We start from the raw sequence: 18,095 nt of genomic DNA on the forward strand, positions 1-18,095 counted from the left end.
CCTTATTTAACCGTTAATGTTATATTGTCAATTAATCGTACATTTTCAAACTTAACTGCAATTGCTAAAATGATCCGTCCTTCAATTTTATCTATTGTAGTCAATGAAGGATATGCATATAAATCAGCATAATCTACAGTGCCTTTCGTATACGTCTCAATATGCTCTTTCACAAGATTCATAATGATTTCTGGATTGTGTTCGCCTGCCTCAATTCGTTCCTTCGCTATACATAGACTGCTGTATAAATGAGGAGCCTCTTCACGTTCTTCTTGTGATAAATACACGTTACGAGAACTTTTCGCTAATCCATCCTCTTCCCTTACAATATCAACTGGTACGATTGTAACTGGAATATTAAAATCAGTTACAAACCCTTCAATTACAGCAACTTGCTGTGCATCTTTCATACCGAAATAAGCACGAGTTGGTAATGTAATGTTAAATAGTTTCATTAGCACAGTCGCAACTCCAGAAAAATGACCAGGTCTTTGTTTACCACATAATACGTCGGTACGCTTCACAACTTCTACTGTTGTCGTTTGTTCTGCCGGATACATTTCTTCTACACTCGGATAAAATAAATAATCCACACCGTTTTCTTTTGCTACATTTTCATCTCTATCAATATCACGTGGGTATCGATCTAAATCTTCATTTGGTCCAAATTGTAGTGGGTTTACAAATACACTTAAAACTACAATTTCATTTTCTTCTCTTGCCTTACGCAATAATGTAGCATGCCCTTCATGTAAATATCCCATCGTTGGAACAAAACCGATACTTTTTCCACTTGTACGAAGTTCGTTTGTAATTTGTTGCATCTCTTGCACTGTAGTTATGATTTTCATTATTGTTTTCCTCCGTATAACGCTAAGCATTCTTCCTCTTTCATTGTGAACGAATGTTTTTCTTCAGGAAATTGCCCTGTCTTTACTTCAGTAACGTATTGTGAAATCCCTCGCACAATCTCCTCTTGAACAGACGTATATTGCTTCACAAATTTCGGAACACGATTTACGCCGTACGAGATAAGATCATGGTATACAAGAACTTGCCCATCTACTTTTTTTCCCGCTCCAATTCCAATTGTAGGAATTGTTAATTGCTCTGAAATAAGTTCTGCTAATTGCATTGGCACACACTCTAACACAAGTGCTATCGCACCAGCTTCCTCACATTTCTTTGCATCTTCTATTAATTTTTTTGCGCTTTCAGCATCTTTCCCTTGTACTTTATACCCACCTAGCACTCCTACAGATTGAGGAGTTAAACCTAAATGCGCCACAACAGGAATTCCCGCATTTGTTAAGTAGTAAATCGTTGATATAACTTCTCCAGCACCTTCTACCTTTAATGCATGTGCCCCACTCTCTTGAACAATACGACGTGCATTAACCATCGTATCTTCTAATGAGACGTGATAAGACATAAATGGCATATCAGTTACAATAAACGTCTCTTTCGCTCCGCGGCGTACAGCTTTCGTATGATGAATCATATCCTCTACTGTTACTGGAACTGTTGAATCATATCCAAGTACAACCATTCCTAGAGAATCACCAACTAAAATCATATCGACCTTAGCTTCTTCTGCTAATTTAGCAGATGGATAATCATACGCCGTTAGCATTGTAATCGGCTCACCTTGCTCTTTCATCTTCAAAAAGTCTGTTTTTGTTTTCAAAAACTACTCCTCCTTTATGCAGGAGAGAGGAGATGGCCGAAATCATATAAAAAACCCCTCTGGCCATAAAAGGGCAGAAGGGTTGTGTGTTAGTCGGCATTATTCATCCCTCTGTCCCAGTCCGTTATTGGATCAAGGCAGAATCCAAGTTATTATTTTTTCGTATTGCTTCGAATTATGGTGCAGTTCGCTCCGATACTGCCCATATTCGAACTAATTATAGCAAATTACAAAAAGAAATTACTACATTTTTTTGAAAAAATAATTTTTATCCCTATTACGGTATGTGAAATTTCCATAAATAACTCAAATTATAAAAAGATAAATAGTTTGTTTACATGCATAGTATAACTCTTTCAATAATGATGCAGGTTAATTGAGGAAACATACTTACAAAAGGAGAATTGCGAATGTCTATGAACAAATGGTTATTTCGATTCATCTGTTTGCTTGTGATGATTATAGGGATAATAACTTTTAGCTCCTTCCATGCATTTGCCTCAGTTAACGTCGTAACACAACCTACTGATTCAACGAAAGTGATTGAAGTCGAGCTAAACGATGATTACTTTAATCCAAATGTCATCACGATTCCGATTGAAGAATCAACAACATTACTATTGAAAAATAAAGGTAAACACGAGCACACCTTTACAGTGAAAAAACTCGGCATTGACGTCGTAGTCGAGTCAGGAAAAGAAAAAAATATTACTGTGAAACCTAAAAATACTGGTACATATGAATTAATATGTCGGTACCACCTCCTTAAAGGAATGGAGGGAAAAGTAATCGTCAAATAACATGCAAGGCCAGCTAGACAGACGATAATAAAATTTATTATCAATTTACGAATTCAACTTAAAAATATTGAAATAAAAAGAAGTTCCAAAAGAGGAACTTCTTTTTACTTAATTTCGATATCTGCAGAATGAATATGATGTACTTTCCCTTCATGATCCTCCAGAAGTAATACACCATCCTCTGTAATTCCTTTTGCTACCCCCGTAATCGTCTCTCTCATCGTTCGGGCGGTAATTTCTTTTCCGATGCTTACAGCGTAACTTTCCCAAAGAATTTTAATTACAGAGAAACCATTTTGTAAATACTCTTCGTATAGTTTTTCTAGTTGTAAATAGATTTGTTGCATAAGCTCTGCACGAACAATCGGCTTACCTGATTCAATCGCTAATGAAGTAGCAATGTGCTGAATTTCTTCGTCAAAATGTTCTTGCTTTTGATTCGCATTAATACCAATGCCCATAATGACAGCATTAATTTTATCAGGATCCGCTTGCATTTCTGTTAATATACCTACAGCCTTTTTACCTTCAATTAATATATCATTCGGCCATTTTATTCCTACGTTTACACCTGTACATTTTTCGATTGCTTGCGCAACACTAACAGCCGCTAACAAAGTAAGCTGCGGTGCATGATGAACCGGGATCGATGGACGTAAAATAATACTCATCCAAATTCCTGTTCCTTTTGGTGAATACCATTTTCTGCTTAAACGACCTCTTCCCGCTGTTTGTTCTTCTGCCACAACAATCGTTCCTTCTTCTGCACCTTCATAAGCAAGTTTTGCCGCAATATGCTGCGTAGATTCAACAGTTTCTTCAAAATACACTGTTCTACCAATTCGCTTCGTTTGTAGCCCTAACTGAATTTCATTAGCAGTCACTTTATCTGGCTTACTCGCAATTCGATAACCTAATCGACGCACAGCTTCAAGTTCATACCCTTCATTTCGAAGATCCTCCATATGTTTCCATACAGCGGTTCTTGAACAACCAAGCTTATCACTAATCGTTTGGCCAGATACAAACTCTCCATCCGCTTCAGAAAAAACTTGCAATAACTGTTTTCTTATAGTAGATTGCATCCTTGCAGCCACTCCCTTATACTCTCTTTCTCATTAACTACATTTCCTTGTACGATTGCTTCTTCAATTTTTTGAATCATTTCAGCAACCCACGGACCAGGCTTTTTATTTGCCCAGCTTAATAGATCATTCCCAGTCACATTCATTTCTTGACGACCCTTGATTGGCAATGCACGAAACATTGTTTGTACTCGTTTAACAGATGTACGATCATAGCTTTCAATCATCGCTTCATATACTCTCTCTGCCATTTCAGCAATATGAATTCCCGTTTTATAAAGAAGGACTGTATCCCACTCCTTCTCCTTTCTAGTACGGATTGTTAATAAAACTGCAACAATATCTTTTATTTTTTTATTCGAAAACTTCCATTGACGTAAAAAGACAGATGGATGCTCTTCTCCGATACAATATAAGAAAAATGCCCATGCCTCAATATCCGTTTCAAAAGAATCCCATTTATACTGCGTAGCTTTTAACAGTCTCTCTTCTGACATTTGTAAATATGGTAAATGAGAAAATAGCTTCGTCTCTACTAACTCTTGGAGGCCCTTCACACAATATGTACCCGTTAACAGTTTCTCAAACTCCACTGTAATTCGCTCAATTGCTATATGTTCCAGCAAATGTCCATACGTTTCAATCGCTTGCTTCGTTTTTGTTTCTAAAGAAAATCCTAACGTACTTACAAATCGAATACCGCGCATCATTCGTAAGGCATCTTCTTGAAAGCGATCAGCTGCATTTCCAACTGTTACAATTTCTCTCTTTTGAATCGCTTCCTGCCCAGCAAATAAATCAACCATTTCGCCTTCTTCTGTCATGGCAATCGCATTCATTGTAAAATCACGCCGCTTTAAATCTTCTTCTAATGAACGAACAAATTGAACACTACTAGGTCTTCGAAAATCTTCATATTCGCTTTCTGTTCGAAAAGTGGTTACCTCATAAGGTTCACCATTTTCTACAACAATTACAGTTCCATGCTCAAGACCAACAGGAACATGCCTTGGAAATATTCCCATGACTTCTTCTGGTAAAGCAGATGTCGCGATATCAATATCTCCAATCGGCCTATCGATAATAAGATCTCGTACGCTCCCGCCAACAAAGTAAGCTTCATGTCCTTGTTGTTTTAATGTCTCAATAATAGAACTAGCTTTTTTAAATCTTTCCATTTTTGTCATCCCTTAGTACGTCATAGTAAATCGTTTCATATTGTGAGACGATTTTTTCTGAGCGGAACTGCTCGTAAACACTTTCTCTTGCTCGCTCCCCCATATTACGGTGAAGTTCCTCATCCTTTAATAGCTGAATGGCTTGATTTGCCACTCCTGTTGTATCGCCAAATTCACATAAATAGCCTGTTTCACCATGTTGAATGACCTCTGGAATACCTCCAACCCTTGTTCCGATACAAGGTACACCACACGCCATCGCTTCTAATAAAACAAGACCAAAACTTTCCTTCTCTGATAGAAGCAACATGAGATCACTCATCGCAAGTAACTCTGCAACATTATCTTGTTTTCCTAGGAATAAGACGCGATCTTCAATATGTAAATTTTTCACTAACTGTAAGATCGTACAAAATTCTGGTCCGTCCCCAACAAGAAGCAACTTCGCATCTACTTCTTTAACAACTTTAGCAAACGCCTGCACAACATCCTGTACACGTTTCACTTTACGGAAATTTGAAATGTGAATAAGTATCTTTTCACTCTCACTTATACCGTATTCTTTCTTTAATTGGGACATATCACGCTTGAAATATACACGTTCGTCTATAAAGTTATATACCGTTTGAATTTCTTTATTTGGTTTTACAAGCTCATGCGTTTCGTTAATTAATGAATGCGAGACAGCCGTAACAACATCAGACTGCTCAATACCAAAGCGAATTAAATTATTTAACGAAGGGTCGGAACCTAGCACAGTAATATCTGTTCCATGCAAGGTTGTAACAATTTTAATACGCTCCCCAATCATTTGTTTCGCTAAATAAGCACAAATTGCATGTGGTATTGCGTAATGAACATGTAAAATATCAAGGTTTTCTCTTTGTGCAACCTCTGCCATTTTACTCGCTAACGCTAAATCGTATGGTGGATATTGAAATACAGAGTATTGATTTACCGTCACTTCATGAAAATAAATGTTTGGATACACTTTATTTAACCGGAATGGTAAACCCGATGTAATAAAATGAATTTCATGCCCGCGTTCCGCCAATTGCTTTCCTAACTCTGTTCCAACAACTCCAGAACCACCTACAGAAGGATAACATGTAATACCTATTTTCAATTTCATTTACATCCCCCTATTAAATCAGCATGTAATAAGACCGGTTTCTTACTCATAAATCCTTCGGCATACATTACTCCAACTTCTTTCCCAAACATCTTTTCACGAGCGACCACAGTTTCAACGTACCCTTCTGTTAACGGCGTCTTAACACCATCACTCCCTGTTGAAAACTGACTTTCATACGCTTCTAACGCTTCGACTTTTTTAGAAAGGTACTCACTAATATCTATACAAAAATTCGGTTTATGAAAACCATTAATCATATAATTATAAAAAGACTCTACACGATGCGGTGGAAACTCTGGCATATATTTACGGATTCCCGCTGAAAAAATGGCCTCTTCCACAAGCCTTGCACAATTCGCATGATCCGGATGGCGATCTTCATAATACGGTGCAAAAACTAGTTTTGGTTTATATGTACGGATCACCTTTACAATTTCACGTATATATTCTTCTTTCATATACAAACCACGGTCCGGCATCGCTAAATTCAGTCTCGTCTTTACTCCCATTATACGAGCTGCAGCCATCGCTTCTTCTTTTCTCAACTCTATCGTTCCATTTGAAGAAAGATCAGCTTCTGTTAAATCACAAATACCTACTTCATACCCTTGCTTCGTATATTTAGCGATGGTACCCGCCATGCCGATTTCGACATCATCAGCATGAGCACCAAACGCTAATATATGTAATCCACTCATAATTGTTCCCCTCATTTTCTTAACTTGCGGTAATCTAAATCTCCTCGCTCTAACGCGTGCATTAACATTTCAGCACTTGCCATATTCGTTGCAAGTGGAATCGCATATACATCACACAAACGAAGCAACGCATTCACATCTGGTTCATGTGGTTGTGCTGTTAGTGGATCGCGGAAGAAAATCACCATATCCATATCATTTTTTGCAATCATTGCACCAATTTCTTGATCGCCTCCAAGAGGACCTGATTGATATCTTGTTACAACTAGACCAGTCGCTTCCATAATACGAAGTCCTGTCGTTCCGGTTGCAAATAATTCATGTTTTTCAAAAATTGGTTTATATGCGTATGCAAACGAAACCATATCGTTTTTCTTATTGTCATGTGCAATTAAGGCAATTTTCATCCGTTGTTTCCCCTTTAGTCGATAATATTTTCTAAACCATACACAAGATGATCGAGGTCCATTACTGTCTCAATTGATAGTTTTACACCTGACATAAATGATGCACGATTGAATGAATCATGACGAACTGTTAACATTTGTCCATCCCCGCCAAACATTACTTCTTGGTGCGCAATAAGGCCTGGTAAACGTACACTATGAATGTGAATACCGTCTACATTCGCACCACGTGCTCCTTCTAATTGTTCCGTTTCATTAGGGTGTCCTTGCTCTTTTGGCACACGATTTTGACGGATTAATTCTACTGTTTTTACAGCCGTACCAGATGGCGCGTCTAATTTTTGATCATGGTGTAATTCAATTACTTCAACATCTTGGAAGTACTTCGCTGCCATTTGTGAGAATTTCATCATTAGAACTGCACCAATTGCAAAGTTTGGAGCAATAATTGTTCCAACTTCTTTTTCTTTTGCATTTTCTGTTAATTGCTTTAGTTCTTCTTCAGTAAATCCAGTTGTACCAATAACAGATCGAAGTCCACGTTCAACTGCAAGTGTCACATGTTTCTTTCCAACTTCTGGTGTTGTTAAATCTAATAATACATCTGCCTCTACTTCATCTAAACAAGTATGTAAATCTGCGTAAACTGGTGTGTCTAACATCGGCATACCAGGTAAATCCGAAATCTTTTCTCCACCATGCTTATAGTCTACTGCTGCTACTAAATTGAAATGTTCTGTTCTTTCCATAAGAAGGACTGCTTCATGTCCCATACGTCCTCTTGGTCCAGCGATAATTACTTTAATTTCTTTCATTATTCTTTCTCTCCCTCATCAATACGTGTCCAGCGATCTTTATCGCGTGTATTAAATTTATTCATTACAATGTTATGCGCTGTTTCTAAATCAATATTTAAACTATTTGCCATACAAATCATAACAAATAATACATCTCCAAGCTCTTCTTCAATACTGCGTTCTTTTTCAGTTGTTTTCTTTGGTTTCTCACCATAATAATGGTTTACTTCCCTCGCAAGTTCTCCCATTTCTTCCGTTAAACGAGCCATCATTGCAAGCGGGCTGAAATAACCTTCTTTAAACTGACCAATATATGCATCTACTTCTTTCTGCATATCTTTCATCGTTTTTGCTTCCATATAATTCACCTCTAATCCTTCCTCTTTCATGTTAGCCAATTCATCGCGATTTGACAAATATTATTCCCCGCCAATCACCTATTTGCGCCCCTTTTTTGGATAGACTATAATAAAGTGAAACTTTCTTTTGCGCTTTTTGCAAAAGATCAGCCCACACCAATCGGGTTCTTACGGCTGGTTCGCCTTTCTTCAGGGCTTTATCTCCTACCAGCCGTTGGAACGGGGTAAAGTGAAACTTCTTTTGCCGGTTTTACAAAAGATTAGCCTGAACCAATCAGGGTTCTACAGCTTTTACTATTTTCACTAGCAACCAGAAATTACTTACCATTATGTTTTACCGTTTCAGCGGAGCAATGCAATCTACATAATTAGGGGGATTTCTATATGAAAGCAAACTTGAAAATTCGAAATATCATTTTCATTTTAATTGGTTCCGCTATTTTCTCTTTCGGTATTGTAAATATCAATATTGAAAACCACCTTGCAGAGGGTGGCTTTACCGGTATTACGCTATTATTATATTTTCTATTTTCGCTTGACCCTTCCTACACAAACTTAATTTTAAATATTCCCATATTTTTCATCGGTTGGAAGTTACTCGGCCGAACGACATTTTTGTACACTTTAATAGGTACATTTAGCGTATCTTTATTCCTATGGATTTTCCAGCGCTACGAAGTACTCAACTTACATTTAAACTTACAAAATGATATGACACTGGCTGCTTTATTCGCTGGGGCATTTATCGGTATCGGGCTTGGAATTATATTTAAATACGGCGGTACTACTGGCGGTGTTGATATTATTGCAAGGCTAGCTCACAAATATTTTGGATGGAGTATGGGAAAAACGATGTTTATGTTTGATGCCGTCGTTATTGTCGTCTCTATTCTTACATACTTATCATATCGCGAAGGCATGTACACGTTAGTTGCTGTTTTTATCGGAGCTAAAGTTATTGATTTTATGCAAGAAGGAGCTTATGCAGCGAAAGGAGCGACTATTATTTCGGATAAAAACGATGAAATTGCTTCAAAAATTTTATCCGACATGGAACGCGGAGCAACCTTTTTAAAAGCTGTTGGATCGTATACAAAAGTGGAACGGAACGTATTATATTGCGTTGTTGCTAAAAATGAAATCGTGAAATTAAAAAATATTATTACTTCTGTAGATCCCCATGCCTTTGTTGCTGTAAGTGATGTACATGATGTCGTCGGCGAAGGATTTACATTAGATGAAAATAAAAACCCGTTACATAATTAATATGACTAGAAAAGCTGCTTAGCTTTTCTAGTTTTTTATTGATATATGTTGCTTCAGTTTCTCTAAATCCTCATAAATCAACTCCAATAAACTCCGGTTATAAAAAATTGAAGCTGGATGAAAGGTCGGAAAAATAGAATATTCTTTTTCTGTCCATATAAATTCTGTACCACTACTATCTTTCAGTTGTTGCACTGGTTGCTTTAACAATTTTCCATGAACATCCGTAATTTTATTATTTTTACCAACTAAACGCTGTAATGCAATATTACCAAGTGTGACGATAAGCTTCGGGTTTATTTTCTCTAATTCATAATCTAACAAAGGGGCATGGGCAATTATTTCTCCTTGGTTTGGCGTCCTATTATACTTTTTCTGTATGATTTCACCATCTCGTTCTTTTTTCTCTCGCCATTTATAAGGCCTACTCCGAACAGCGCTCGTAATATATACTTCTTCCCTTGTAACGTCAATCCGTTCTAAAAAAACCATCAATTGTTTTCCCGCTCTCCCGCTAAACGGAATCCCATTATGAATTTCTGTTTCACCAGGCGCTTCTCCTAGCAACATAAATTTTGGATTTTCAGGACCTCGTCCACTTAAAAAACCTTCTAACTGATAAGAAGCGCTACGCTCCTTCACTTGTTTTACTAAATGATCTGGATATTTAATTTCACCCACCACCTTTCCTCATCACTTCTATTATTTCCATTTGTAACACGTTATAAGATTTAATCTACAAAACAAAAAAAGACTATCATAATTGATAGTCTTTAGTCGTCGCTACGCTGCATACCAGTATACATTAATACGAGACGTAATAATTCAAATACCGCTACAGCTGCAGCTGCTACATATGTTAATGCTGCTGCATTTAATACTTTACGAGCTTGGCCATATTCATCTGTTGATACGATACCTAACGCTTCAATTTGTTGCATTGCACGCTTTGAAGCATCGAACTCAACTGGTAATGTAACGAGTTGGAACACAACACCTGCTGCCATTAAAACAATTCCTAATAACAATAGTTTTGACATTGTCGCAAATATACCAATCATAATAAATACCCATGATATATTCGATCCAAAATTCGCCACTGGAACTAACGAATGACGGATACGCATAAAGTTATAATCTTGTGCATCTTGAATTGCGTGTCCTACTTCGTGTGCTGCAACTGCTGTACCAGCAACTGAATGACCATAATAGTTATCTGTTGATAATCGAACCGTTTTGGCAGTTGGATCATAATGGTCTGATAAGTGACCTGGTGTTTCTTCCACAGCTACGTTGTATAATCCATTTTCATCTAAAATTTTGCGAGCCACTTCCGCTCCTGTCATACCTGATGTTGAATAAACTTGTGAATACTTGCTATAGGCACTACGTACTCTTGACTGTGCATACAACGGTATGATCATTATGATCGCGAAGTAAATTAAATAAAACATCATGAACCTCCATTGAAGTTTTAATTATAGTACTTCTCATTCTATTTTCTTCTGCCATTATTGTCAATGAATAAACCTTACAATCCGTATCTTTATTTATCTGCATTATCTATTTTTAGAATGGACATTACTTTTTCTTTTCTCTCGCTCTCCTTTATACTTTCTCCATCCAACATAAGTTAATGTGAATAAAATAAGCCCTCCAGTAATTGTCATAAACCAAATGAGAGAGGGAGCAATTTCATCCTTTTTTACTGTGTGAAATATCTTTTGTAAATCCCCTTTAATGATTCCTAATTGCATTTGACCGCCTTTCGTTTTTAACATAACGTTACGAAATTCGTCCAAATAAGATAAATGAGCATTTACACGTTGCACCTCGTTTTCCGGCAAAGCAATCATTAGGCTTGGGTAAATAATATTAAATTCCTTTAAAAATGTATTTAACGTTTGTTGAAACTGCCCAGCATCTTCTTTTTTCATCGCTTTTTCCATTTGAGAAAAGGCCTCCATTACTTTCCCTTCTCTTTCCATCCAAAGTGGTTGATATTTCGATACTTGCGCATCAACAGCAAGTTGCAGTGCCAACACATTATCAATTTTAACTTGCTTACCTAAATTTTCTTCCGAGAGAGATTGTTTCGCCTTGTCATAAGCTAAAGAAATAACTCTAAATTGATTTGGTGTTACTTCTTGCTTCTTTTCATTCCCCTTCATTACAAACTGCTCCGAGAAATACTGTAATACTTGTACTGCTTTTTCATCTTCATTACGTTTCACTAACTGTAACGAGTCGTCTAACAATCCTGTTAATTCACTCCACTCTTCAGCATATATACGTAACGGAAACATTATAATTAGAAATGCTATCAATCCAATTAATGTTCTCTTCATCCCGGTCCCCCCTATAACTACTAGTACAAAATATGTTAATTTGGACAAGAATAGAACAGAACTGGACCGAAAAATATATTATCATTTTAAAAACAAAAAAATTCTCTTTAAGCAGAGAATTTTTTCTTTGAAACCCTTTTCTTTTTTACGAAATATCTATACAAACTGTAACAAAGTATACTACCACTTAAAATGAATAATAAAATAGCACACGCAGCATGCATAAAGAATTCTTCTGGTAACATTAATATAATCGGATCCGTTTCAATATCAAACATCCAATAATCATTACTAAATAAAAGCTTATGGAATAATACAAAACTCTTTTCAAAATTAATAGCGATTGGTAACATCAGTGCTATCGGAAATATGATTGTTAAAATCGATCCGTGCAGTAAAAATTTTTCATTTTTTCTTTTTAATAAATACACGCCGCCTATTACTACGATCATAATTGTCGCATACATCACATATTGAATCTTCACTAAAATATTTTTAACATCTACAAAATGAATACGACCATTTGTAGACATATCTAATGTAGGAAACTGTAATGCTCCGTCATAAAACGGAGATAAATATGTAATCAGCACATCATAATTTCTCTTAATTTCATCCTTCGTCATATCCGCTAAATCTGGGATGTTTAAAAAATCAATTTCAAAATAATACAGCCATTTCCCGTATACAACCGCCATCGTTGCGAGTGCAAAAATAGAAAATGCTATGCTATATGAAACAACTAAAGTGATTAATCGATCCAATATTTTTGTGCCACTCTTATTTTTCTTCATTTTCTCCCCCTAAATGTCCTCAACATCATAAAGAAAACTGTTTTCGGTTCTCACGTAAGCAATAATAATATGTAATGCACAATACAGCAATACTTAGCCAAAACGTAAAATAACCAATTTTCTCTGCAAACAAATGCATAATTCCGTATCTCGGCATTTGCCAAAATAAATAATCAATTACATCATTATGTAATGTCCATATACCTGCTACTACAAAATGCCATTTTTTTATGCGGTAAAACGGAGCATATAACACTCCCTGCACAGCCATTGCAAAATGCGACAGCATTAACATGTACCCCATAAGACCAATAGGACCTTTTACATAAATCAAAACCCCATTTACAACAACAGCCCATATACCATATTTTATTAAAGTAACAATTGCCAGAGCCTCTATTAATCCCCAGTTTCTCTTTATTAAGAAACCAATTAAAACAAAAACAAAAAAGAGACTCGCCATAGGGCTATCTGGTACAAACGGCCAAAATATAGGTGAAGTTTCTTTTAATTGATTTCCATACCATATAAATCCGTAAATTGTACCTAATATGTTAACAATCAATAAAAATAATAGTACCGAACGTTGCCTTAACATTGCATACAAGTAAACCAAGCTGTCTGTCCAACACCTTTCAAACAAAGTCATTCTTTCATCGAACTCTACTCTATTATATAGTAAACTTTCTATCATCAAAATAAAAAGCTGACTACAAATTTTGTAGTCAGCTCTCTCTTACTTCTTATTATACTTTGCGATAAATTCTGAAAGTTTTTTCACTTCTTCATCTGTTCCCTTAAATACACCTTTAGGCATTGCGCCTTTTCCGTCTTTCGCAATTTTAGCGATTTCTTCTGGTTTTAAAGTTAAGTTTTGCAAAGCCGGTGCTGCTGCCCCGCCCTGTAAATTGTCACCATGACATGTTAAACAAGTATTTTTTTGCATTAGTTTATAACCGTCATCATTTTTATCCACTGGTGCTGTTTTTACAATTGCTCCTTGTTTTTTTGCAGCTTCCCAATCGTGGTGTGCTACAGATTCCCAAGTTAAAAAGATAATCGACGCAATTGCTAACAGCATAAATCCAGTTGCTACAGGACGCTTCAATGGGCGTCTTTCTGGGCCTCGATCAAGAAATGGAGCTAACAGTAATGCTCCAAACGCAATCCCTGGCATAATAAATGCTCCAATTACAGTAAATGAGCCTGAAGCATAAGAATACTTTAATAACTGATACAAGAATAAGAAATACCAATCTGGAAGTGGTATATATCCTGCATCTGTAGGATCCGCCATCCTCTCAAGCGGTGACGGATGCGCCACTGTTAAACATAAATAACCGATTAAAAAAACTGCACCAACCATCCATTCTTTTAACAAGAAGTTCGGCCAAAATGCTTCTGTTTTTCCTGGGTATTCAGAATAGTCTTTTGGAATATTTGGTTTCCGAGCTACTGGTACCCGAGAATCTCCTACAAACTTCATCCCTTTGCCGCGATGCATAATCTCCCTCCTTTAGTTCTTTCCCCTTTAATTTAGCAATCTCTTATAGTGGACCGGAAATACCTTGTTTGCGAATCATGATGAAGTGGAAGGCCATTAAACCTAGAAGTGCTGCTGGTAAGAAGAAGACATGAATAGCAAAGAAGCGAGTTAATGTTTGAGCGCCAACAATTTCGGAATGACCAGCGAGTAATGTTTTTATATAAGGACCAATGAGCGGCGTTTGCTCTGCGATTTGAATCCCTACTTTTGTAGCAAATAATGCTTTCATATCCCACGGTAATAAATATCCGGTAAAACCAAGACCTAACATAACAAAGAAAATAAGAACACCAACAATCCAGTTTAGCTCACGAGGCTTTTTATATGCACCTTGGAAGAAAACTCTGAGTGTATGTAAAAACATCATTACAATTACGAGACTAGCACCCCAGTGGTGCATACCACGAACAATTTGCCCGTACGCAACTTCATTTTGTAAATAATAAACCGATTCCCAAGCATTTTTAATATCCGGCACATAATACATTGTCAAAAACATTCCAGACAAAATTTGAATTACAGTAACGAAAAAGGTAAGCCCTCCAAAGCAATAAACGAATGCAGAAAAGTGATGTGCCGGGTTTACATGTTCAGGTACTTCATGATCAGCGATATCGCGCCATATTGGTGTAATATCTAACCGCTCGTCTACCCAATCATAAATTTTATTTAGCATCTACTTTGCACCCCCTCTTGGCTTCGCTTTTCCTAAATACAATGTTCCATCTTTCACTTTAGACTCGTACACATCAAGCGGAGCAAGGGGCGGTGTGCCTTTAATGTTAACCCCATCTTTTGTGTAACGCCCCCCGTGACACGGGCAAAAGAATTGATTCGGATGTGCTTTGTCTGAATTCCAGTTCACTGTACATCCTAAATGTTTACATACTGGAGAGAACGCAACAATGTCTCCGCTTTCATCTTTATGAACCCAAGCTGATTTTGGCTCGTCAGACTTGTACCAACCATCAACCTGCTTCACCTTAAAGTCGAAACGCTTCGGTTCTGTTGTAATATCCTTCACTTGTGCAACAGCAACCATATCCGTTCCTGCTTCTTTTCTTAACACCGGATCAAGCGCAAATCGCGTCATCGGCATTAAAATACCCGCTGCCATAAAGCCTCCTACCCCTGTAAGTGTGTAATTTAAAAACTGTCTTCTTGACACACGATGTTCCTTCTCGCTCACGAAAATTTCCCCCCTCTATCAGAAATTGTCCCCTCGTGAAAAATAATATAAAAAATAAAAACTAGGACACTATCATGATATAATACCCACATGCACAGGTCAATATCATACTACTCATAATAATGAGAACTTTCTGTTTATTGTTATTTTCCCCATTTTTCTTCTAACATTACCATTATATTTTTTATATGAGCGTGAATGACTTCTCTCTTCGCTTGATCACTAAATTGTTCTAACGCTAATGAAGGAAACCAAAATAAATCTCCCTGTAATTCTTGCATATCTTCTTTCCATGAAAAATCACTTGTAACGTAAGCAACGTGCTTAAAACCTTGGCTTTGTAAATGATCTGTCCATTCTTGCAAACGACCTTTTTCATTCTTTTGACTTTCTACTAAATACGTAAATGCAGGTAATAAAAGCACTCTTCCTTTATATTCTCTTTCCAATTCCATACTCAACAATTCGATAAATTCACCTTGTTCTACAACCATTTTCATTTCTTTTGCTGCCGAAATTGATAAAAGTGGTATAACTCCTGTATCGACATACTCTCTTGCTTGCTCAAACTGTTCCACATCTTTTACAATCCATTTCAAGTCTCTTCCCTCCCTCATTTTAAAATAACAGAACTTTCACTTTATATATATTAAACCATACTAAAAGGGGTAAAAAAAGAAAAACTACCTAATATCGGTAGTTTTTCTTAATAAAGTCTGAAATTTGTAAAAATTTAATAATCCAAATAAATTCTATAAAATCTTTAACTCCGCCGTTAACCTATGAAACGCTTCTTTATCTTGCTTATCCAACGCTTCATCAATTTGTTTCAAAAGACGTTCTCTTCTAAATGAAAATACACTTTCTTCTAAAAATCTCTCTGCAAGTAAACGATCTTTTTCATTTACTTCAATATGCTTTGGTAAATATGGGTTTTCTTCTAATACAGCTACATAATTTGCATTTTGGAACGATGATTTAAAGTTGAGTTGAATATAAATATCTTCATCTCGATTTAAACGAATATCATGAAACGATTTTTCAGCATCTGTTGTCATAACATTTTGTTTAAAAAAGTGAAACGGTGTATCTTTCACACAATTCGCTGACATCACTAAGCCACGCGGACAATATTTTGCATGCTCTACGAAGTGGACTTTATGCATTAATTGGTCGTGACTCATTAAATAATTCAAAATCCATACACATTCACGCTGTTTCAGTTGGTAATTATTCAAAAACCATTTTACAAAATCCTTCTTCTCGTTTACAGAAACAGGGGTATTCATAGCAATTAAGTCCCTCCTCTGTCTTTCTCTTTTCTTTTTAGATTCAAGAAGCGGCATTCAGTTTCCTTCCAACTTATGAAAAATCCTATAAATTATATAATAACTCTTCAATATGAATTTGTGTCGGGTCTAGTTGTATCAACTGAGTAAATACTTCTTTCGCCTCTTTTCGCATTCCTTCTTCCAATAAGAAATAACCGTACTCTTCCAAGAAGTCTGGATGATTCTTAAAAGAAGTATATGCACTTTCATAGTGTTTTAATGCATCCGAATACATTTCTAATTGTTTTTTTGCAAACGCAAGATCCCAAAGTAGTTGTGTATCTGGCTCTCCGCTATCAATTGCACGCTCTACAACTGCAATTAACTCTTCATACTTTTCTTGCTCTTTTAAAATATAAGCATATTTCAATGTTGCACCTAAATGTCCTGGATCTAACTCAAGCGCTTTTTGAAGCACTTCTTCTGCTTCCGCTACTTTCCCTAATTTTGCTGCAATGTTAGCTAATTCTACATAAAACGGAACAGAAAGCTCATCTACTTTAATTCCTTCATGAAGTGTTTCATAGCTTTCTTGAAGCATTCCTTCTTTTTCATAGCTTTTCGCTAAATACATGTACAATGATGCATACTCAGGGTCTAATTCTTTTAATTCTTGCCAAGCACCAATTGCTCTTTGATATTCTTCTCCTTGGTATAGTGTGAAGGCATATCCAAATAATGAATGAATATCTTTTTGCTCCTCTAAGCCTGCTTCATAGTAAGAGATTGCCTCTTCCCAGTTTCCAATCGCACTTAACGTTTCCGCAAGGCGCAACGCAATGACAACACCACCCATTACTTTATGTTCTGCTAATAGCGACTCATAATAAGTAATTGCCTTTTGTTCTTCACCTTTACTACTATATAATTCTGCTAATCCAAACGTAATAACAGGTTCGTCAGGCATCATTTCTTTCGCCTTTAATAGTTTTTGCTCCGCTACATCATCAAAGCCTTGCATTTGGAATAAATCTGCAACAAGTAATAACGATTGAACATATAAATCATCATTTTCTGGAATATCATGAAGCACTTCAATCGCTTCATCCTCTTTGTCTAGATCAATATATAATTCTGCTAAAAATACCGTAAATTCACTTTCTTCTGGATACAGTAAACGTAAGTCTTCAGTAATTGCTAGCGCCTCATCCATAAATCCAAGTGTATGGTAATAGCGAGCAATATCATACTTCTCTTCATCATTCGCAATTTGTAATTGTTCTTTTAATAATTGTAACCCTTTTTCCGCTTCTCCATTTTCAATATATGAAACAGCTTGTTCAAACTTTTGCATAAACGTCTCCTTTAATTCTAAAAAATATTCTCTTCTGTTCATTTATCATAAGCAACTCACTGTAAGAACGCAACCTTTAGAATGAGCATACTTCTTCTTGTACTTTCTCTTATAGCACGGCTCGTTGTTCCAAAGGTTCTCATATGACACCGATACCGCATCCCTACTTTCTATTGTACCG

At 36.4% G+C, this 18,095-nt stretch carries 22 protein-coding genes; 2 read left to right on the forward strand and 20 right to left on the reverse strand.

Going from position 1 to position 18,095, the window contains the following annotated elements; all coding sequences use genetic code 11:
- Positions 1-2 precede the first annotated feature (2 nt).
- Positions 3-851, reverse strand: a complete 849-nt coding sequence (panC, locus tag COC96_RS08385) for a pantoate--beta-alanine ligase (RefSeq protein ID WP_097902291.1) — start codon at positions 849-851, stop codon at positions 3-5.
- Positions 851-1,687 (reverse strand): 3-methyl-2-oxobutanoate hydroxymethyltransferase, encoded by an 837-nt coding sequence (gene panB, locus COC96_RS08390; RefSeq protein WP_098267240.1) that lies wholly within the window; start codon positions 1,685-1,687, stop codon positions 851-853. The genes panC and panB overlap by 1 nt, the downstream gene beginning before the upstream one ends.
- A 410-nt stretch (positions 1,688-2,097) precedes the next feature.
- On the opposite strand from panB, the gene COC96_RS08400 reads away from it, so the two are divergent.
- The gene (locus COC96_RS08400; protein ID WP_098267239.1) at positions 2,098-2,487 is read left to right on the forward strand and encodes a cupredoxin domain-containing protein; all 390 of its coding nucleotides are present in this window, start codon (positions 2,098-2,100) and stop codon (positions 2,485-2,487) included.
- Positions 2,488-2,591: 104 nt separating this feature from the next.
- Here COC96_RS08400 and COC96_RS08405 read toward each other — a convergent pair whose 3' ends face one another.
- Genes COC96_RS08405 through COC96_RS08435 form a run of 7 tightly spaced genes read right to left on the reverse strand, consistent with a single transcriptional unit; the run spans position 2,592 to position 8,146 of the window.
- Positions 2,592-3,572, reverse strand: a complete 981-nt coding sequence (locus tag COC96_RS08405) for a biotin--[acetyl-CoA-carboxylase] ligase (RefSeq protein WP_098267238.1) — start codon at positions 3,570-3,572, stop codon at positions 2,592-2,594.
- Positions 3,557-4,750: a CCA tRNA nucleotidyltransferase gene (locus COC96_RS08410; protein WP_098267237.1), complete on the reverse strand. Its 1,194-nt coding sequence runs from the start codon at positions 4,748-4,750 to the stop codon at positions 3,557-3,559. The genes COC96_RS08405 and COC96_RS08410 overlap by 16 nt, the downstream gene beginning before the upstream one ends.
- Positions 4,737-5,882, reverse strand: coding sequence for an N-acetyl-alpha-D-glucosaminyl L-malate synthase BshA (bshA, locus tag COC96_RS08415; protein ID WP_098267236.1), 1,146 nt, complete (start codon positions 5,880-5,882; stop codon positions 4,737-4,739). Before bshA ends, COC96_RS08410 begins: the two co-directional genes overlap by 14 nt.
- On the reverse strand, positions 5,879-6,583 hold the full coding sequence (bshB1, locus tag COC96_RS08420) for a bacillithiol biosynthesis deacetylase BshB1 (protein ID WP_098267235.1): 705 nt from the start codon (positions 6,581-6,583) through the stop codon (positions 5,879-5,881). The genes bshA and bshB1 overlap by 4 nt, the downstream gene beginning before the upstream one ends.
- A gap of 11 nt (positions 6,584-6,594) precedes the next feature.
- Positions 6,595-6,990 carry a methylglyoxal synthase gene (locus COC96_RS08425; RefSeq protein WP_097902298.1) on the reverse strand — a complete coding sequence of 132 codons (396 nt, stop codon included), beginning with the start codon at positions 6,988-6,990 and terminating at the stop codon, positions 6,595-6,597.
- A 14-nt stretch (positions 6,991-7,004) separates the two neighbouring features.
- The gene (dapB, locus tag COC96_RS08430; RefSeq protein ID WP_098267234.1) at positions 7,005-7,805 is read right to left on the reverse strand and encodes a dihydrodipicolinate reductase; all 801 of its coding nucleotides are present in this window, start codon (positions 7,803-7,805) and stop codon (positions 7,005-7,007) included.
- A complete protein-coding gene (locus tag COC96_RS08435; RefSeq protein WP_002108639.1) occupies positions 7,805-8,146 on the reverse strand; it encodes a nucleotide pyrophosphohydrolase in 342 nt (113 codons plus the stop codon). The genes dapB and COC96_RS08435 overlap by 1 nt, the downstream gene beginning before the upstream one ends.
- A gap of 384 nt (positions 8,147-8,530) precedes the next feature.
- Between COC96_RS08435 and COC96_RS08440 the strand changes: the two genes are divergently transcribed.
- Positions 8,531-9,412 carry a YitT family protein gene (locus COC96_RS08440; RefSeq protein ID WP_098267233.1) on the forward strand — a complete coding sequence of 294 codons (882 nt, stop codon included), beginning with the start codon at positions 8,531-8,533 and terminating at the stop codon, positions 9,410-9,412.
- A gap of 27 nt (positions 9,413-9,439) precedes the next feature.
- On the opposite strand, the gene COC96_RS08445 is transcribed toward COC96_RS08440, so the two are convergent.
- From COC96_RS08445 to COC96_RS08495, 11 genes are all read right to left on the reverse strand, one after another.
- Entirely contained in the window at positions 9,440-10,084 is a 645-nt protein-coding gene (locus tag COC96_RS08445) for a uracil-DNA glycosylase (RefSeq protein WP_098267456.1), read from the reverse strand.
- Between the two features lie 101 nt (positions 10,085-10,185).
- Entirely contained in the window at positions 10,186-10,869 is a 684-nt protein-coding gene (locus tag COC96_RS08450; RefSeq protein ID WP_097902302.1) for a zinc metallopeptidase, read from the reverse strand.
- A 102-nt stretch (positions 10,870-10,971) separates the two neighbouring features.
- A complete protein-coding gene (gene ypjB, locus COC96_RS08455) occupies positions 10,972-11,760 on the reverse strand; it encodes a sporulation protein YpjB (RefSeq protein ID WP_098267232.1) in 789 nt (262 codons plus the stop codon).
- Positions 11,761-11,867: 107 nt separating this feature from the next.
- Positions 11,868-12,554, reverse strand: coding sequence for a lipoprotein intramolecular transacylase Lit (lit, locus tag COC96_RS08460; RefSeq protein WP_098267231.1), 687 nt, complete (start codon positions 12,552-12,554; stop codon positions 11,868-11,870).
- 25 nt (positions 12,555-12,579) lie between these two features.
- A complete protein-coding gene (locus COC96_RS08465) occupies positions 12,580-13,170 on the reverse strand; it encodes a DUF1405 domain-containing protein (protein WP_098267230.1) in 591 nt (196 codons plus the stop codon).
- Between the two features lie 120 nt (positions 13,171-13,290).
- Positions 13,291-14,058 (reverse strand): menaquinol-cytochrome c reductase cytochrome b/c subunit, encoded by a 768-nt coding sequence (gene qcrC, locus COC96_RS08470; RefSeq protein WP_097902306.1) that lies wholly within the window; start codon positions 14,056-14,058, stop codon positions 13,291-13,293.
- Between the two features lie 43 nt (positions 14,059-14,101).
- Complete coding sequence (gene qcrB, locus COC96_RS08475) at positions 14,102-14,776, reverse strand: menaquinol-cytochrome c reductase cytochrome b subunit (protein WP_000932700.1); 675 nt, start codon at positions 14,774-14,776, stop codon at positions 14,102-14,104.
- A complete protein-coding gene (gene qcrA, locus COC96_RS08480; RefSeq protein ID WP_001290417.1) occupies positions 14,777-15,289 on the reverse strand; it encodes a menaquinol-cytochrome c reductase iron-sulfur subunit in 513 nt (170 codons plus the stop codon).
- A gap of 143 nt (positions 15,290-15,432) precedes the next feature.
- Complete coding sequence (locus COC96_RS08485; RefSeq protein WP_098267229.1) at positions 15,433-15,906, reverse strand: YpiF family protein; 474 nt, start codon at positions 15,904-15,906, stop codon at positions 15,433-15,435.
- Positions 15,907-16,041: 135 nt separating this feature from the next.
- Positions 16,042-16,578, reverse strand: coding sequence for a ReoY family proteolytic degradation factor (locus COC96_RS08490; protein ID WP_002086615.1), 537 nt, complete (start codon positions 16,576-16,578; stop codon positions 16,042-16,044).
- A gap of 85 nt (positions 16,579-16,663) precedes the next feature.
- The gene (locus COC96_RS08495; protein ID WP_098267228.1) at positions 16,664-17,914 is read right to left on the reverse strand and encodes a tetratricopeptide repeat protein; all 1,251 of its coding nucleotides are present in this window, start codon (positions 17,912-17,914) and stop codon (positions 16,664-16,666) included.
- Between the last annotated feature and the right edge of the window lie 181 nt (positions 17,915-18,095).

It is taken from the genome of Bacillus cereus (assembly GCF_002577405.1).
Classification (GTDB): Bacteria; Bacillota; Bacilli; order Bacillales; family Bacillaceae_G; genus Bacillus_A; species Bacillus_A cereus_AU.

Bases quoted from the DNA above. Each gene is read 5' to 3' on its own strand.
- bshB1 (WP_098267235.1), bottom strand. From the start codon at position 6,583: ATGAGTGGATTACATATATTAGCGTTTGGTGCTCATGCTGATGATGTC.
- COC96_RS08425 (WP_097902298.1), bottom strand. From the start codon at position 6,990: ATGAAAATTGCCTTAATTGCACATGACAATAAGAAAAACGATATGGTT.
- qcrC (WP_097902306.1), bottom strand. From the start codon at position 14,058: ATGCATCGCGGCAAAGGGATGAAGTTTGTAGGAGATTCTCGGGTACCA.
- COC96_RS08450 (WP_097902302.1), bottom strand. From the start codon at position 10,869: ATGATGTTTTATTTAATTTACTTCGCGATCATAATGATCATACCGTTG.
- qcrB (WP_000932700.1), bottom strand. From the start codon at position 14,776: ATGCTAAATAAAATTTATGATTGGGTAGACGAGCGGTTAGATATTACA.
- panC (WP_097902291.1), bottom strand. From the start codon at position 851: ATGAAAATCATAACTACAGTGCAAGAGATGCAACAAATTACAAACGAA.
- COC96_RS08485 (WP_098267229.1), bottom strand. From the start codon at position 15,906: ATGAGGGAGGGAAGAGACTTGAAATGGATTGTAAAAGATGTGGAACAG.
- lit (WP_098267231.1), bottom strand. From the start codon at position 12,554: ATGAAGAAAAATAAGAGTGGCACAAAAATATTGGATCGATTAATCACT.
- dapB (WP_098267234.1), bottom strand. From the start codon at position 7,805: ATGAAAGAAATTAAAGTAATTATCGCTGGACCAAGAGGACGTATGGGA.
- COC96_RS08490 (WP_002086615.1), bottom strand. From the start codon at position 16,578: ATGAATACCCCTGTTTCTGTAAACGAGAAGAAGGATTTTGTAAAATGG.
- bshA (WP_098267236.1), bottom strand. From the start codon at position 5,882: ATGAAATTGAAAATAGGTATTACATGTTATCCTTCTGTAGGTGGTTCT.
- COC96_RS08405 (WP_098267238.1), bottom strand. From the start codon at position 3,572: ATGCAATCTACTATAAGAAAACAGTTATTGCAAGTTTTTTCTGAAGCG.
- COC96_RS08410 (WP_098267237.1), bottom strand. From the start codon at position 4,750: ATGGAAAGATTTAAAAAAGCTAGTTCTATTATTGAGACATTAAAACAA.
- COC96_RS08400 (WP_098267239.1), top strand. From the start codon at position 2,098: ATGTCTATGAACAAATGGTTATTTCGATTCATCTGTTTGCTTGTGATG.
- COC96_RS08495 (WP_098267228.1), bottom strand. From the start codon at position 17,914: ATGCAAAAGTTTGAACAAGCTGTTTCATATATTGAAAATGGAGAAGCG.
- COC96_RS08440 (WP_098267233.1), top strand. From the start codon at position 8,531: ATGAAAGCAAACTTGAAAATTCGAAATATCATTTTCATTTTAATTGGT.
- ypjB (WP_098267232.1), bottom strand. From the start codon at position 11,760: ATGAAGAGAACATTAATTGGATTGATAGCATTTCTAATTATAATGTTT.
- COC96_RS08435 (WP_002108639.1), bottom strand. From the start codon at position 8,146: ATGGAAGCAAAAACGATGAAAGATATGCAGAAAGAAGTAGATGCATAT.